Genomic DNA, 14,760 nt, shown 5'->3' on the forward strand with positions numbered 1-14,760 from the left:
CCCGCGATGGGCGCGACTATCCAGCCCCCGGTGCCGTGAGGGCCTCGTCGATCGTCCGGTGGACGTAGCTCGGGGGCGCCGAGGGATCGGGCCGCCACGCGGGCAGCTCGTCGGGACCCTCGGACGGCGCCGTGCTGCCCGGGCCGTACTCGTAGAGCCACCAGAGGTCGCCCCAGGGATCGCGCAGGCGTGCGAGGCGCTGGCCGCCGTGGAACGGGGTCGGCTCGGTGACCACCTCGGCGCCCGCCTCCCGCGCCCGCCCCACGACGTCGTCGACGTCGCGCACGTAGACCTGGAGCAGGGCGGGGGTGGCGACCCAGTGGGGCTTGGCGTCGCAGACCATGATCGTGGAGCCGCCCACCCGGATCTCGGCGTGGATCAGCAGGTCGTCGGCGTCGACGGTGTGGGCCGCGCGGGTCTCGCGGCCGTCGAGGACGTGGGCGACGAACCGGAGGAACCCCGGCGCGCCACCGGGCCCGCGGACCGCGACGAAGGGGTTCACGGTGCCGTAGCCGGGCGGGAGGTCGGCACCCTCGAGCACTGGGGTCATGGCCGTCAGGCTGCCGGAGGGGACGGACAGGAACGGTCCGCCTCCTAGTCCGGGAGCATCGGCATCTCGATCCCCTGCTCACGGCCGAGGAGGGTTGCCCGCGTGACCGCGGAGAGGCCGTAGCGCTCGCGGACGTCGTCGACGGCGACGTCGAGCGCCAGCGGGGCGGCGTCACCGGCGAACGGCAGTTCGAGCTGGTGGCTGCCGGTGTCGTCGAGGTTGCCGACGGCCACGCCGAGCATCGACAGCCCGCGCTCGAACATCATCGGGGCCGCGGCCTCGGCGAGGAGGCGGACCGCGGCGAGGATCGCGTCGGTCTCGGCCGTCGGCGTGGCGAGGGTGTGCGAGCGGGTGGCGCGGCTGAAGTCGCCGAAGCGCAGCCGGAGCGTCACGGTGCGGCCCGTGCGCCCGGCGCGACGCATCCGGCGGGTGACCCGGTCGACCAGGCCCATGAGCACGGCGTCGGTGCGCGCGGGCGAGACGGGCTCGCGGCCGAGCGCCCGCTGCGCGCCGACCGAGCGCCGGCGGCGCCCGACCTGCACGCGGCGCGGGTCGCGCCCGTGGGCCAGGGCGTCGAGGTGCCGCCCGGCACCCTTCCCGAGCAGCGACTCGAGGCCCGGCCCGCCCATGGCCGCGAGGTCGCCGACGGTGGTGATGCCCTGGCCCCGCAGCGTGCGGCTGGTCACCTCGCCGACGCCCCACAGCACCTCGACGGCGAGGGGGTGCAGGAACTCGAGCTCGCCGCCGACCGGCACGACGAGAAGCCCGTCGGGCTTGGCGACGCGGCTGGCGACCTTGGCCAGGAACTTCGAGCTCGCCACCCCGACGGTGATCGGCAGCCCGACGTCGTCGGCGACCTCCCGCCGCAGGCGCGCCGCGATCTCCGGCGGTGGCCCGGCGATGCGCCACAGGCCGCTGACGTCGAGGAACGCCTCGTCGATGGAGATCCCCTCGACCAGCGGTGTGACGGAACCGAAGACCGAGAAGACCGCGCGGCTCGCGCCGGTGTAGGCCTCCATGCGCGGCGGGACGACGACCGCGTCCGGGCACAGCGCCCGCGCCATCCGCCCGCCCATGGCCGTGCGCACCCCGCGGGCCTTGGCCTCGTAGCTGCAGGCGAGCACGACCCCGCCGCCGACGATCACGGGCCGTCCGCGCAGCGCGGGATCGTCGCGCTGCTCCACCGAGGCGTAGAAGGCGTCGAGATCCGCGTGCAGGATCGTCGGCTCGCCGGACACGAACACACGTTCGCATGGCGCACCGACGGACGCGATCCCTCCGCGGGACTTGACGAAAACCTGCAGATGGAGCTACAACTATCCGCGTCAGGAACAGCAGGTTTGCAGTGCGGCAACGGAAGGAGCTGACCGATCGTGCTGCTGAACTACGACCCCTTCGACCCGTTCCGTGCGCTCGAGCGCCTCGCCGGCTCGTCCCGGCACCAGGCCGTCAGCGGCATGCCGATGGACGTCCACCGCGCCGGTGACCACTTCGTCGCCTCGTTCGACCTCCCCGGCGTCGACCCCGGCTCGATCGACGTGTCGGTCGAGGGCAACGCGCTGACCGTCACGGCCGCCCGGACCGCCCCGAGCGGCAACGGCGACTACCTCGTGGCCGAGCGGCCGCGCGGGCGCTACAGCCGTCAGCTCCTGCTCGGGCGCGACCTCGACACCGACCGGCTGCACGCGTCGTACACCGACGGCGTGCTGACGCTGACGATCCCGGTCGCCGAGAAGGCCAAGCCGCGCCGCATCGAGATCGAGCACGCGGGCGCCACGACCAGCATCGAGGGCAGCATCGAGGGCAGGACCCACGAGCAGCACGACACGGAGGAGGCGCCCACCTCCTGATCACCGTCCGGACCGACTCCCCAGCCGCGAGCACCCGTCGGGACCCCCGGCGGGTGTTCGCGCACGCCCGCGCCCCGGCGGTCGGCACACCGAGAGGAGGGCCACCATGGGCGTCGAACGCCTCGACGACCACGACTACCCGGCCCTGACGATCGGTCAGGCCGCCGACCTCATCGGCGTCGCGCCGGCGTTCCTGCGCAGCCTCGACGCCGCCGACCTGCTCCACCCCCACCGGTCGGACGGCGGGCAGCGGCGGTACTCACGGCGCCAGGTCGACTTCGCCGCGCGCGTGCGCGAGCTCGCCGACGACGGCCACACCATCGCCGGAGCGGCGTCGATCCTCACCCTGCAGGGCGACCTCGCCGACGCCCGGCGCGACCTGCAGGACGCGCGGGCGGAGCGCGACGAGGCCCGCGCCGAGCGCGACGAGGCCCGCGCGGACCTCGACCGGCTGCGCGACCGTGCCTGATCAGTCCCGCAGCCGCAGGATGACCCGCTCCCCGGGCGCCCGCCCCAGGAGCTGCGCCACGCGCCCGACCAGCCCGAGCACCGAGACGAGACGCCATTCCCAGCCGTACTTGCGCGCGAGCGCCCGCCGCGGACCCGCCTGCGCGTCGGGATCGTCGACGACCTCCGCCCGCCCCGGCGCGCTCGGGGCGTCCGGCGCGACGGTGCCCCGCCGGTCGCACGGCCGCAGGAGGACGCGGGGGTCGCGGCGCAGCCGCTTGACCTTCCCGCTGGCCCCGCCCGTGATGACGACGAGGACACTGGCGTCGTCGCCGTCCCGGGCCACCCACACCGGCGTCGACACGGCGTCACCGTTGCGGCGGTAGGTCGTCAGGGAGACGAAGGGCTCGTCGCCGAGGGCGGAGAGGTCCGTGGGCGCGCTCACCGAGCCACTCCAGCACGGCGGACGCGGCACCGCGCGACAGGGGGAAGGAGTCCCATGGCCAGGAGCACCGCCGCACGGCCGGCCGACCTCGTCCTCGAGGGCGGCGGGGTGAAGGGCATCGGTCTCGCCGGGGCGGTCGCGGCGATGACCGACCGCGGCTGGGCCCCTCACCGCATCTCCGGCACCTCGGCGGGCGCGCTCGTTGGCGCGATGGTGGCCGCCGGCGCCCGCGGCGAGCAGCTGCGCGAGATCACGGCCCGGCTGAACTTCCGCGAGGTGGCCGACCCCAGCGGCCTCGGGCGCGTGCCGGTCGTGGGCCCGGTGCTGGCCTTCCTGGGCGGCCAGGGCCTCTACCAGGGCGAATGGCTGCACTCGTGGGTGGAGGAGGAGCTCGCCGCGCTCGGCGTCCGCACCTTCGGCGACCTGCGCATCGACGACCCCGCGCTGCCGCGGTCGCAGCGCTACAGCCTGGTGGTGACGTGCTCGGACCTCACCCTCGGCCAGCTCGTGCGCCTGCCCTGGGACTACCGCTCGGTGTACGGGCTGGACCCCGATCGGCAGTCGGTGGCCGACGCGGTCCGCGCATCGATGGCCATCCCGTTCCTGTTCAAGCCCACGACCCTGACGAACCCGCGCACGGACGTCACGTCCACGCTCGTCGACGGGGGTCTGCTCTCGAACTTCCCCATCGACTCGCTGGACCGCACCGACGGGCGCGAGCCCGCGTTCCCCACCTTCGGCGTCACGATCACCACCGCCCCCAAGCCGGGCATCGGCGACCGGGTGGCCCTGTTCCACTCGCGCTGGTTCGACATCCCCCAGCCTGCGCCGCTGCGCCTGCTCGAGCAGCTGATCACCACGATGCTGCTGGGCCGCGACCAGGCCGTGCTCAACCAGCCGTGGGTCGCCGCGCGCACCATCCACATCGACGCCGGTGCGGTGGGGCTCCTCGACTTCGGGATCACCCCCGAGCGCGCCCGCGCGCTGTACGACACGGGCTACGCCCAGGCCTCCGAGTTCCTCGAGCAGTTCGACTGGCGCGCCTACAAGCGCCGCTTCCGCCGCGACGCCCACGCCGCGGTCAGTGGCGCAGGCTGAGCAGCTGCTCACAGAACCCGCCGATGCCGCGCTCGCGGTCGACGAGGTGCACCTCGAGGATCCAGTGCGCCCGCCGCCCGGAGGCGTCGACGGTGCGCATCACCAGGTCGTTGGCCCCGGTGATGTAGCTGTGCACCCGCTCGGTGTCGATGTGCTCGTGCGGGAACTCCCCGACGAGGTGCCCGGAGTGCCACCCGCCGAACTCCCAGCCCCGGGCCTGGGCGAGGGCACACATCTCGGCGTAGAGCTGGGCGGCCGTGACGTCGGGGTGGGCCTCGAAGAACGCGCGGCCGGCGTCGAACACCTCCTCGAGGTCGGCGGCGAGGCGGTGCTTGTGCGGGTCGTCGCCGAGCACGAACGTGCGCCCGACGTCGGCCTCCCAGGCCTCGAAAATGGGTCCGAAATCGAGGAAGACGATGTCGTCGTCGGCGATCACGCGGTCCGGCGGGTTGTCCTGGTAGGGGCGCAGCGTGTTCTCGCCCGCGCGCACGACCCGCTTGTGCCAGTGCTTGTCGGTGCCGAAGAGCTCCGCCCCGAGGTCACGGACGTCGTCGCTGACCTGCTTCTCGGTGCGCCCCGGCGCCACGAGCCCGCGCCGGAGGACCTCCTCGAACAGCGCGACCGCCTTCTTCTCGGCCTCGATGAGCTCCCGCGCGCGCTCGTCCTCGTCGATGCCGGTGGCGGTGCCCATGCCGAGCATCCTGCCCGCAGGGCAGGATGACGGGCCATGAGCTTCACGCACGTCGTCACCTTCTCCTGGACCGGCGACGCGGCCGAGGACCCCGCGGTCGTCGACGGCATCGCCGACGCGCTGCGGCGGTTCATCGCCGACGCCGACCTGCCGGGGCTGCGGTCGTGGAGCTGCGGGCGCGACGCCGGGATCGCCACCGGCAACGCCGACTTCGCCGTCCTCGGGGTGTTCGACGACGTCGACGCCTTCGCCGTCTACCGCGATCACCCGGAGCACCGGCGGATCATCACCGAACAGATCGCGCACAGGGTGGGCCAGCGCACGGCGGTCCAGTTCGCCGAGTAGGCCGCCCCCGGCGCAGGATCGAGGGATGACGGGCTTCGAGCTCGGGACCGACGGCCCCGGCACCATCCTCACCGCGGTCGACGGCTCCATCACCTCGCTGCGGGCCGGCGCCTACGCCGCCGGCCTGGCGCGGCGCCAGCACGCGCACCTGCTGGTCGTGACGGTCGCGACCACGCCGGCGATGGCGGCGATGGCCCCCGGCGCGCTGGCCGTGCTCAGCGAGACCGCCGAGGCCCTCGCGACGGACGTCCAGGCGCAGGCACGGAAGTATCTCGAGGACCTGTCGCTGACCGGGGAGCTCGTGCGGGTCGGGGGCGACCCGTACACCGAGATCGTGCGCCTGGCCGACGAACGCCGGGTCGACGCCGTCGTGGTCGGTGCGTCGGCGAAGGCCGGGCACCGGATCGTCGGGTCGCTGGCGGGTCGCCTGGTGCGGGCCGGGAAGTGGCCGGTCACCGTCGTTCCCTAGCCGTTCGGCGCCGAATCACCCATCTGTACCAGTGAGGCCGGCGACTCTTCACCTACAGTCATTCTGGTCGCTGCTCCAGCCCTGCCTCCGAGGTCGCCGTGACCACGCATCTCACGCCCGCCAGCCCCACCCACCTCGCCCCGTCGTACGCGACGCCGGCCTGGTTGCTCCGGGGTCTGACCAACGAGCCCGGGGTGCTGAGCCTGTACGCCGGTCGGCTCCGGCTGGTGACGGGCGAGGGCGTGGTCTTCGACGCCCCGCTCGGTGCGGTCGAGCGCCTGGCGTTCCCCTGGTACGAGGGCGCGGCCGGCCTCCGGGTCACCGTGGGTGGGCGCCGGCACCGCGTGTCGCTGCACCGCCCGCGCGGCTCCGCGCTGCCGCCGGCCCGGCTGATGGGCCAGGACGTCGAGCCGGTGATCGGGGCGGGCCGCCCCGACGCCGACCGCGGCATCACCGTGCACTCGGTGCTGCAGGGACGCGGCGCCGGGCGGGTCTGGCGCACGCTGCTGCAGGCCTGATCCCGCCCGACGGCATGGTTCAGCTCATGTTCGGCTGACCGTTCGAGGCGCCCAGCCCGCCGTCGACCGGGATGTGCGCGCCGTTGACGAAGCGCGCGTCGTGGCTCGCGAGGAACGCGATCACGTCGGCGACCTCCGCGGGCTCGGCCGGGCGACCGATCGGGATGCGGGCGCGGAAGGCGGCCAGGTTCTCGTCGTCCTCCCGGATGCCCTCGCTCATCTCGGTGGCGGTCAGGCTCGGGTGCACCGCGTTGACGCGGATGCCCTCCTGCCCGTGGTCGAGCGCCATGGCGTTGGTCAGGTTGGTGACCGCGCCCTTGGCGGTGTTGTAGGCCGCCATCCCCCAGTCGCCGGCGAGCCCGGACACCGAGCCGACGTTGACGATGCTCCCGCCGACCGCGCGCAGGTGGGGCAGGACGGCCTTGGAGGCGTGGAAGACGCCCTCGACGTCGATCGCCATGACCTCGCGGAACGTCTCCACGTCGAGGTCCTCGACGGTGCCGGGGCGCGCGATCGCGGCGTTGTTGACCAGGGTGTCGACGCGGCCGTACTCGCGGGCGACGTCGTCGATCAGGGCGGTGATCGCGGCGCCGTCGGAGGTGTCCGCGGCGCGCGCCACGAGCGTCGCGCCCTGCGGGGCGTCCGCGACGACCTTGTCGAGCTTCTCCTGCGTGCGCCCGGCGATCACCACCGTGGCCCCCTCGGCGCCGAAGCGGTGCGCGGTGGCGGCGCCGATGCCGGAGCCCCCGCCGGTGACGACGACGACCTTGCCCGTGAAGCGGCCCTCGGCCACGAGTCCTCCTCGAACGGTTGAACGCTGGACGAGGCCGGGGTTACCCGGTCGGCCCGCCGTGACCCGTGGTGTCGAGAGGCTCACGTCAAGTGGCGGGTCACGCGTACCTAGGTCACGCTGACCTATGTGTGGGTGGACGTGCTGTTGCTGAGCCAGCTCGCCCGCCGCCCGTCGCACGGCTACGAGCTGCGCCGGCGGGTGGAGGCGGCGACGGGGATCAAGCTGCACAACAACTCGCTGTACCCGGCGCTCAAGCGCTTCGGGGAGGCGGGCGCGGTGACGCGCACGCTCGAGCCGCAGGACGGCCGCCCCGCCCGGCACGTCTACACGCTCACCGATGTCGGCCGTGAGCTCCTGCACGACCAGCTGGCCGACCTGCCCGACGAGCTCGCCGGCGACGAGGCGGAGTTCCTCGCGCGCCTGGCGGGCTTCGGCCGCCTGACGCCGTCCGAGCGTCGCGGCGTGCTCGCGGCCCGCGGCCGGGTCCTCGCGGAGCGCCGGACCCGGCTCGCCGGGCTGGCCGAGGCGATGGCCCCGGCCGACACCACCGCCGGCGGGAGCGACCCCTGGGCCGCTCTCGTGCTCGACGAGGTCCTGCGGCGCATTCGCGAGGAGCAGGGCTGGCTGGACCGCCTCACCCACCGGGCCGACGACCCCACCGAGGAGATGCCGTGACCACCGCGTCCACGCACGAGCCGACCATCACCACCTCGACCGCGCACGACGACGACGCCGCCCTGCCGCAGCTCCCCTTCGCGCGCGCGGGCGTCCTGCGCATCTCCCCGCTCTACGAGCGCCTGCGCGCGGCCGGTCCGGTGACGCGCGTGCGCACGCCCGTGGGCGACGTCGTGTGGCTGGTGTCGCGGTACGAGGAGGCGCGGACCCTCTTCGCCGACAAGCGCCTCGGGCGCTCCCACCCGAAGCCGGAGGAGGCCGCGCGCGTCTCCGACGCCGGCGTCATGGCCGGGCCCAGCGGCGACCACGAGCACGAGGACGCCGACCACACCTCGATGCGCCGGCTGCTCACGCCGGCCTTCTCCGCCAAGCGCATGCGGCGCCTGCACGAGCGGGTCGCCGAGCTCGCCGAGGGGCTCGTCGACGACCTCGTCGCCGCGCGCGACAGCGGCACCGACCCCGTGGACCTGCACGCCGGGTTCTCCGTCCCGCTCCCGATCTTCGTGATCTGCGAGCTGCTGGGCGTGCCGGTCGAGGACCGCGTCTACTTCAAGGGTCTCTCCGAGCGCATGGCGACGCTGACCGGCGACGACCCGGCCGTGGCGCGCGCCGAGTTCGAGCGCTACACCGCGCAGCTGGCCGAGGCGAAGCGCGCCGAGCCCGGCGAGGACGTCATCTCCGACCTCGTCGCCGCGCAGGCGCACGACCCGCGTCTCACCGACGCGCGCCTGGCGGAGCTGACCGTCGGGCTGCTCTTCGCCGGGCACGAGACGACGGTCAACCGGCTCTCGCTCGGCGTGGTGCTGCTGCTGGTGAACCCCGAGGTCCGGGACCGGCTCGTCGCCGACCCCGAGGGGTCGGTCGACGCGGTCGTCGAGGAGGTCCTGCGGCTCGCCGAGCCCGGCGGGATGGGGCTGCTGCGCTACGCGCACGAGGACGTCACGGTCGGCGAGGGCGACGAGGAGGTCACCATCGCGACCGGCGACGGCGTCGTCATCGTCACCAGCGCCGCCAACCGCGACGAGAGCGCCTTCGACGCCGCGGGCGCGTTCGACCCGGACCGGAGCCCGAACCCGCACCTGTCGTTCGGGCACGGGCCGCACTTCTGCATCGGCGCGAGCCTGGCCCGCACCGAGCTGCGCGTGGGACTCGCGACGATCTTCACCCGGCTGCCCGGGCTGCGCCTCGCCGTCGAGCCCGACGCCCTCACCCTGCACACCGAGCGCCTCACCGGCGGGCTCGACGAGCTGCCCGTCACCTGGTGATGTGCCCTCCGGGCACGTGAGCACTTCGGAGTGCTCCGGCACTCCGAAGTGCTCACGTGCGCGTCAGCGCACCCCTACAGCTCCGCTCGGCGGGTCACGAGGGTCTCGGCGACGTCGCGCAGCTTGACGTTGAGGTCCTGCGAGGTCCGGCGCAGCACGTCGAAGGCCTCGTCGGCGTCCAGCCCGCGGCGCTCCATGAGCACGCCCTTGGCCTGGCCGATGACATCGCGGCTCTTCAGGGCCTCCTGGAGCTGGGACTCGCGCAGCTCGTGGGCCGTGCGGGCCTGCACCGCGGAGATCGCCGTCGCGGCGTGGGCCGCGAGGACGAGCGCCATGTCGCGGTCGGCGTCGTCGAGGCCGCTGGGCGACCACGAGTAGAAGTTCAGGGCACCGAACCGCGGCGGCGCTCCCCCGGGGAACATGCCGGTGGAGAGCACCGCGTGGAGGCCGAGCTCGCCCGCGGCCCGCTGCGCGAACACGGGCCACGACGGGTCGCCGCCGCTGAGGTACCCCATGGCCGCGCCGACCCCGGAGCTGTGCATCGCCGTGTGGCTGGGCCCCTCGCCGGCCTCGTCCTGCAGCCCATCGGCCTTCTGCGCCGCCGGGTGGCTGAACGCGACGGTGTCCAGCCGGCCGTCGGGCCCGCGCAGGACGGCCGAGACGACGTCGGCGCCCGGCACGATCGACCGCGCGGCGTCGATCACGCGCTCGACGACACCCACCACCCCGGCGTCGCGATCGACGGCGAACAGCGCGTCCGCGAGGCCGACGAACGCCGTCACGAGACCCCCGTCGATCTCACCGGAGTCCGACGGGCTGTCGATGGTCATCACGGCACCTTCACGATTCAGCGTGGACGGGGTTCTGCGGCAGTATCCGCGACCCGGAGCTGGGCGCAACGTCCAGGTCCCACGGGTGGACCACCCCGTGGGCACCGTCACGGCCCCGTCCTCACCGCGTCAGCGGGCGATGAGCTGCCCCAGGCGCTTGGTGAGCTTCACGTTCTCGGTGTAGTCGACGGGGACGACGATCACCGACGGCTTGTCGCGACGGTCGAACGCCTCCTTGAGCGCCGGGCGGAACTCGTCGGCCGAGCCGATGCGCCGCGCGTGGCACCCGAGGCCCTCGGAGATCGTCACGAGGTCCGGGGTCGTGAACTCGGTGCCGAAGTGGTGGCCGAACTCGACCTCCTGCTTCCAGGAGATCAGCCCGTAGTCGTTGTCCTCCCAGACCACGTTGACCGGGGCGACCCCCAGACGCGTCGCGGTGGCGAGCTCGGCCATGTTCATCATGAAGCCGCCGTCACCGGAGAGGGCGACCACGCGACGCTCCGGCGAGACAAGCGCCGCCGACACCCCGCCGGGCACCGCGATCCCCATCGAGCAGAAGCCGTTGGAGATGATGCAGGAGTTCGGCGCGTACGTCGGGTAGTGCCGCGCCACCCACATCTTGTGCGCCCCGACGTCGCTGATCAGGACGTCCTCGTCGTCCATCTCGGCGCGCAGGTCGGCGAGGATTCGCTGCGGCTTCATCGGGAAGTCGCCGGTCTCGGACTCGGCGCCCGCCCCCGCCTCGGTGATCTCCTCGGTGAGCGACCGGCGGACCCGGCGGTGCAGATCGATGTCGGGGTAGTGGTGCTCCTCGGTGAGGCCCTCGTTGATGGCCCAGAGCGTGGCGGCGACGTCGCCGACGATCTCGACGGTGGGCCGGTAGGCGTCGTCGACCTCGGCGGGGTCGAAGTCGATGTGCAGCAGCCGCTTGGTGCGACCGATGTTCCAGCGGGCGGGCGGCCACTCGACCATGTCGTAGCCGACGGCGATGACGAGGTCGGCAGCCTCGAACACCTCGGTGACGTAGTCGCGCGAGCCGAGCCCGACGGCGTAAAGGCTGCGCTCGTGGCGGTCGGACAGCGCGCCCTTGCCCATGAAGGTCATGCCGGCGTAGATGCCGGTGGACTCGACGAAGCGCTGCAGCTGGCGGCTCACGCGGGTGCGCACGCAGCCCTGACCGACGAGCAGCACGGGGCGCTCGGCGCGGGCGATGAGGTCGAGGGCGGCCTGGATGCTCTTCTCGTCCGGCACGGGCCGGCGCACCTTCTCCGGCGGCACGATCGGGGCGGCGCCCTCGATCTCGTGCTTGGCGATGTCCTCGGGCAGCTCCACGTGCGTGGCGCCGGGCTTCTCGGCCACCGCCAGCTTGAACGCCTTGCGGATGACCTCGGGGATCGTCGACTCGTCGCGCAGCGACGTCGTCCACTTCGTGATCGGCGTGAACATGTTGACCACGTTCATCGCCTGGTGCGACTCCTTGTGCAGGCGCGTCGTCGCGCCCTGCCCGGTGATCGCCACGACCGGGGAGTTGTCCATGTTCGCGTTGGCGACGCCGGTGACCAGGTTCGACGCGCCCGGCCCGAGCGTCGACAGGCACACGCCGGGGCGGCCGGTCAGGCGGCCGTAGACGTCGGCCATGAACGCCGCGCCGGCCTCGTGGTGCGTCGGCACGAACCGCACCGAGGACTCGCGCATCGACATGAGGAGGTCGGCGTTCTCCTCACCGGGAACCCCGAAGACGTACTCGACGCCCTCGGCCTCGAGACAACGCATGAACAGATCGCTGGCCCTCATGGATTCGGTCCCACTCCCCGGGGTCTCGGCGCACGTCGGACCGTGGTCAAGTGCCCGCAGGGCGCGTTCGGCACACTCACCCGGGCGATCGGGGCATTCCGGACGGTCTCACGACGCCCCGGGTGGCGGTCGTGTCGGCGCCGGTCGAGCCCGTGGAGCCGGTCCCGGTGGACGCCGGCTCCGCCCTGGTGCGCGTGCTGGTGCCCGTCCCGGCGCCGGTGTTGGACGCGTCGGTGCCGCCGTCGGCGTCCCCGGCCTGCGCGCCGCCCTGCCCGGACCCGCCGGTCTCGGCGCCGGTCTCGGCGCCCGTCTCGGCGCCCGCGAGGCCCGACACCGACTCGAGCGTCTCGCCGATCTTGAGGTCGTTCAGGAAGATCGTCGCCGGCTCGGCGGGCCCGCCGGTGTGGCGATAGATGCCGGTCTTCAGGTAGTCGAACGAGTCGATCATCGTGCCGCGCGGCGGCCGGAAGTCCTGCAGGACCTGCCGGCCCCCGCGGTACACCGAGACCGAGCCGCCGCCCTCCTCGAACTGGATGTCCAGCTGGACGTCGAGGTTGCGGCCGGCCTGCACCGGTCCGAGGTCGCGGACGCGGTCGCCCACGTTGGCGAGCCAGAGGTTGCCGTCGACGATCTCCAGCGCCACCGGTGGCGAGGTGTTCGTGCCGCCGTCGTGGAGCTGCCAGATGACCTGCCAGTCCGAGGTGTCGACCGGGAAGTCGGCCGGCAGGAACGCGCTGTAGCCGAAGAACAGGTGCTCGCCGGCGCGGATGTCCTGGGCCTCCTCGGGGCGGACCTCCGAGCGCTTGGCGCCCCCGGGCACCTCGAGCTTGACCACCTGCCGACCCGGCACGTTGGGGCTCTCGACCTCTTCCGGGTCCAGCCCGCCGCCTTCGACGTTGCCTCCGGTGGAGTCCTGGAAGCCCGCGAGGCCCGAGGTCAGCGACCACAGGGCGTCGGTGGCCTCGCCTGCGCTGCCGCCTCGCGAGCCGCCCGCCTGTCCCGAGCTTCCGGTATCGGAGGCTGCGTCGTTGTCAGGGTCGTCGCCCGATCGGGCGGGGCCGCCCCTCGCGTCGGAGGGCGTGGTGCGGGTGGTCGTGGGCGCGGCGCCCACACCACCGGAACCCGAATCGTCGGCACCGGACGCTTCGGAATCCGAAGCATCCCCGCCGGCGTCCTCACCACCCGAGCCCGACGCGTCGGAGCCGGGAGCGCCTCCGGTGCGCGTGCCGGTGCTGCCCGTCCCGGTGCGGCCCGTCCCGCTGCCGCGCCCCGTGGCCGGCGACTCGTCCGGCGGTGTCGTGGACCGGGGCGTGGCGCTGCTGTCCGCCGATCCCGATCCCGTCCCGCCGGTCCGCGGCGAGGTGGTGCCGGTCGGAGCCCGCGAGCCCGTCGGCGCGGAGCCCGAGCCGGTGCCCGAGCCGGTGCCGGCCGGGTCCGGCGATGTCGTGGTCGTCGCCCCGCCCGAGCCACCGCCCGTGCCCGGCGGGGTGGTGGGCGTGGCGGCGCCAGAGCCGGTGCCGGCGTCCCCTCCTGTGTCGTCGCCGGGATCGGCCGCCCCGGGCGCACCGTTGCTGGTGCTCCTCCCGGGCGCCGTCGTGCCCGTCGGCTCGGTCGCACCGGCACCGGTGTCGTAGCCCGGATCCGTGCCCGTCTCGGGAACGGTCGTCACCGGCGCCCCGGTCCCCGCGCCCGTCCCGGGAGCCGTCGTGCCCGTGGGCTCGGCCGCGCCGGCGCCCGCCCCGCCGGTCCCAGCAGGGGCGTCGGACCCGTCGCCGTAGTCGCCGCCACCCGCGGGGGCCTGGCTGGTCGGCGCAGCACTGCTCGGAGCCGTCGTCCCCGGCGCCGTGGTCCCGGCAGACGGAGCACCCGTGGCGGTCCCGGCCGGCTGTCCGCCCGCGGGAGCCGTGCCGGGGGCCGGCAGCGAGGTGATGAGCCGGCCCAGCGACTCGGATGCCCAGGCCGTCGCCGGGGTGTCCGGGGCGACGGTGAGCTCCGGGTAGTCGATGTGTGCCGGGGCGGCGACGGCCTGCTCCAGCGGCGGCGGGGTGGCGCCCGCCGCGGTGGCGCACACCGGGTCCTGCGGCGCGCAGACCTCGATGGTGCGCGCGGCCAGCGCGCCGAACCCGCCCTCGCGGGCCGGCAGCACGCCCTGTCCGGTGACGCCCGCGGGGACGGTGCGCACCCCGGCACTGCGGGCGGGGTCGCCGAAGAGACCGACGGCGAGGACCCGGTCGGCGGGGACGCGCGGCTCCTGACCGGCCCCGATGCGGGCGGCGACGTCGCCCGCGACGTGGGCGCCCTGGGAGTAGCCGAACAGCATGGCGCGGCTTCCCGGGCACGCGGCGAGCTGCGCGGCCACCTGGTCGGTGAGGGTGGTGACCGCCTGCTGCTCGCTCGCCTCGTACGACGCGCCGACCTCCGGCCCGGCGACGGCGACCACGGCGAGCCGCGCCCCCACCTGCTGCACGAGCGGGTCGGTGACCGCCGCGAGCGTCTCACCGCCCGCGGCGCCGCTGCCGTTGACGGCGAAGAGCGTGACGTCCCGGCACTCGGCGGGCGCCGCGCTGGGGGTGGCGAGGGTGACGACGCCCGTCCCGAACGCGCCGACCAGCAGCGTCGCGGCCAGCGTCCCCGCCACGGCGAGGACGCCGACGGGGCGCCGTCGCGGCCGGTCGGCCACCCCGCGAGCACCGGAGCCCTCCGGCGGGACCTCCGGCGGACGTCGTCCCACGCCCCGCCGGCGCCCGGCACCGGCGTCGCGCGGGGCGCCCGCGCGTCGTCGACGGCGCCGTCGGGGTGGACGACCAGCGGCCACGCGCTCCACCGCCCCGCCATCTCGACGCGGACGGGCCGCCCGAGGTGGGTGGCACGGCGGGCGGCGACCGCGAGGCCGGCGCGGTGCGGGTCGGCGCCGCGCCCCACGGGCACGGCGACGTCGTCGACGAGCAGCGGCACACCACCCGGCGTGCGGTCGACCCGCAGCCGCACCA

The 14,760-nt window shown here is 74.5% G+C and carries 16 protein-coding genes; 8 read left to right on the top strand and 8 right to left on the bottom strand.

The window, feature by feature from the left end; translation table 11 throughout:
* Positions 1 to 16: 16 nt before the first annotated feature.
* Positions 17 to 550 (bottom strand): VOC family protein, encoded by a 534-nt coding sequence (locus ACQPYN_RS24905; RefSeq protein ID WP_433028934.1) that lies wholly within the window; start codon positions 548 to 550, stop codon positions 17 to 19.
* A gap of 44 nt (positions 551 to 594) precedes the next feature.
* Positions 595 to 1,794 carry a DNA polymerase IV gene (gene dinB, locus ACQPYN_RS24910; RefSeq protein ID WP_433028936.1) on the bottom strand — a complete coding sequence of 400 codons (1,200 nt, stop codon included), beginning with the start codon at positions 1,792 to 1,794 and terminating at the stop codon, positions 595 to 597.
* A 129-nt stretch (positions 1,795 to 1,923) separates the two neighbouring features.
* On the opposite strand from dinB, the gene ACQPYN_RS24915 reads away from it, so the two are divergent.
* Positions 1,924 to 2,400, top strand: a complete 477-nt coding sequence (locus tag ACQPYN_RS24915; protein ID WP_433028938.1) for an Hsp20/alpha crystallin family protein — start codon at positions 1,924 to 1,926, stop codon at positions 2,398 to 2,400.
* Between the two features lie 106 nt (positions 2,401 to 2,506).
* On the top strand, positions 2,507 to 2,869 hold the full coding sequence (locus ACQPYN_RS24920; RefSeq protein WP_433028940.1) for a MerR family transcriptional regulator: 363 nt from the start codon (positions 2,507 to 2,509) through the stop codon (positions 2,867 to 2,869).
* Here ACQPYN_RS24920 and ACQPYN_RS24925 read toward each other — a convergent pair whose 3' ends face one another.
* A complete protein-coding gene (locus ACQPYN_RS24925; protein WP_433028942.1) occupies positions 2,870 to 3,292 on the bottom strand; it encodes a PPOX class F420-dependent oxidoreductase in 423 nt (140 codons plus the stop codon).
* Between the two features lie 54 nt (positions 3,293 to 3,346).
* Here ACQPYN_RS24925 and ACQPYN_RS24930 point away from each other — a divergent pair, with 54 nt between their 5' ends.
* The gene (locus ACQPYN_RS24930) at positions 3,347 to 4,390 is read left to right on the top strand and encodes a patatin-like phospholipase family protein (RefSeq protein ID WP_433028944.1); all 1,044 of its coding nucleotides are present in this window, start codon (positions 3,347 to 3,349) and stop codon (positions 4,388 to 4,390) included.
* Here ACQPYN_RS24930 and ACQPYN_RS24935 read toward each other — a convergent pair.
* The gene (locus ACQPYN_RS24935) at positions 4,374 to 5,081 is read right to left on the bottom strand and encodes a M24 family metallopeptidase (RefSeq protein ID WP_433028946.1); all 708 of its coding nucleotides are present in this window, start codon (positions 5,079 to 5,081) and stop codon (positions 4,374 to 4,376) included. The two genes, ACQPYN_RS24930 and ACQPYN_RS24935, sit on opposite strands and share 17 nt — an antisense overlap.
* Before the next feature lie 36 nt (positions 5,082 to 5,117).
* Here ACQPYN_RS24935 and ACQPYN_RS24940 point away from each other — a divergent pair, with 36 nt between their 5' ends.
* From ACQPYN_RS24940 to ACQPYN_RS24950, 3 genes are all read left to right on the top strand, one after another.
* Positions 5,118 to 5,426 carry a Dabb family protein gene (locus ACQPYN_RS24940; RefSeq protein ID WP_433028948.1) on the top strand — a complete coding sequence of 103 codons (309 nt, stop codon included), beginning with the start codon at positions 5,118 to 5,120 and terminating at the stop codon, positions 5,424 to 5,426.
* A 25-nt stretch (positions 5,427 to 5,451) separates the two neighbouring features.
* The gene (locus ACQPYN_RS24945) at positions 5,452 to 5,895 is read left to right on the top strand and encodes a universal stress protein (RefSeq protein WP_433028950.1); all 444 of its coding nucleotides are present in this window, start codon (positions 5,452 to 5,454) and stop codon (positions 5,893 to 5,895) included.
* Positions 5,896 to 5,993: 98 nt separating this feature from the next.
* The gene (locus ACQPYN_RS24950) at positions 5,994 to 6,413 is read left to right on the top strand and encodes a hypothetical protein (protein ID WP_328305572.1); all 420 of its coding nucleotides are present in this window, start codon (positions 5,994 to 5,996) and stop codon (positions 6,411 to 6,413) included.
* A gap of 19 nt (positions 6,414 to 6,432) precedes the next feature.
* Here the strand turns inward: ACQPYN_RS24950 and ACQPYN_RS24955 are convergent, their stop codons facing one another.
* Complete coding sequence (locus ACQPYN_RS24955) at positions 6,433 to 7,206, bottom strand: SDR family NAD(P)-dependent oxidoreductase (protein ID WP_433028952.1); 774 nt, start codon at positions 7,204 to 7,206, stop codon at positions 6,433 to 6,435.
* Between the two features lie 132 nt (positions 7,207 to 7,338).
* On the opposite strand from ACQPYN_RS24955, the gene ACQPYN_RS24960 reads away from it, so the two are divergent.
* Entirely contained in the window at positions 7,339 to 7,881 is a 543-nt protein-coding gene (locus ACQPYN_RS24960) for a PadR family transcriptional regulator (RefSeq protein ID WP_433028954.1), read from the top strand.
* Entirely contained in the window at positions 7,878 to 9,146 is a 1,269-nt protein-coding gene (locus ACQPYN_RS24965; RefSeq protein ID WP_433028956.1) for a cytochrome P450, read from the top strand. Before ACQPYN_RS24960 ends, ACQPYN_RS24965 begins: the two co-directional genes overlap by 4 nt.
* Positions 9,147 to 9,220: 74 nt before the next feature.
* On the opposite strand, the gene ACQPYN_RS24970 is transcribed toward ACQPYN_RS24965, so the two are convergent.
* From ACQPYN_RS24970 to ACQPYN_RS24980, 3 genes are all read right to left on the bottom strand, one after another.
* On the bottom strand, positions 9,221 to 9,976 hold the full coding sequence (locus ACQPYN_RS24970) for an ANTAR domain-containing protein (RefSeq protein ID WP_433028958.1): 756 nt from the start codon (positions 9,974 to 9,976) through the stop codon (positions 9,221 to 9,223).
* A 129-nt stretch (positions 9,977 to 10,105) separates the two neighbouring features.
* Entirely contained in the window at positions 10,106 to 11,770 is a 1,665-nt protein-coding gene (locus ACQPYN_RS24975; RefSeq protein WP_274188322.1) for an acetolactate synthase large subunit, read from the bottom strand.
* 76 nt (positions 11,771 to 11,846) lie between these two features.
* Entirely contained in the window at positions 11,847 to 14,450 is a 2,604-nt protein-coding gene (locus ACQPYN_RS24980; protein WP_433028961.1) for a cutinase family protein, read from the bottom strand.
* Positions 14,451 to 14,760 lie beyond the last annotated feature (310 nt).

Origin of the sequence: Actinomycetospora sp. CA-053990 (assembly GCF_050948445.1) — a bacterium.
Lineage (GTDB): Bacteria > Actinomycetota > Actinomycetes > Mycobacteriales > Pseudonocardiaceae > Actinomycetospora > Actinomycetospora callitridis.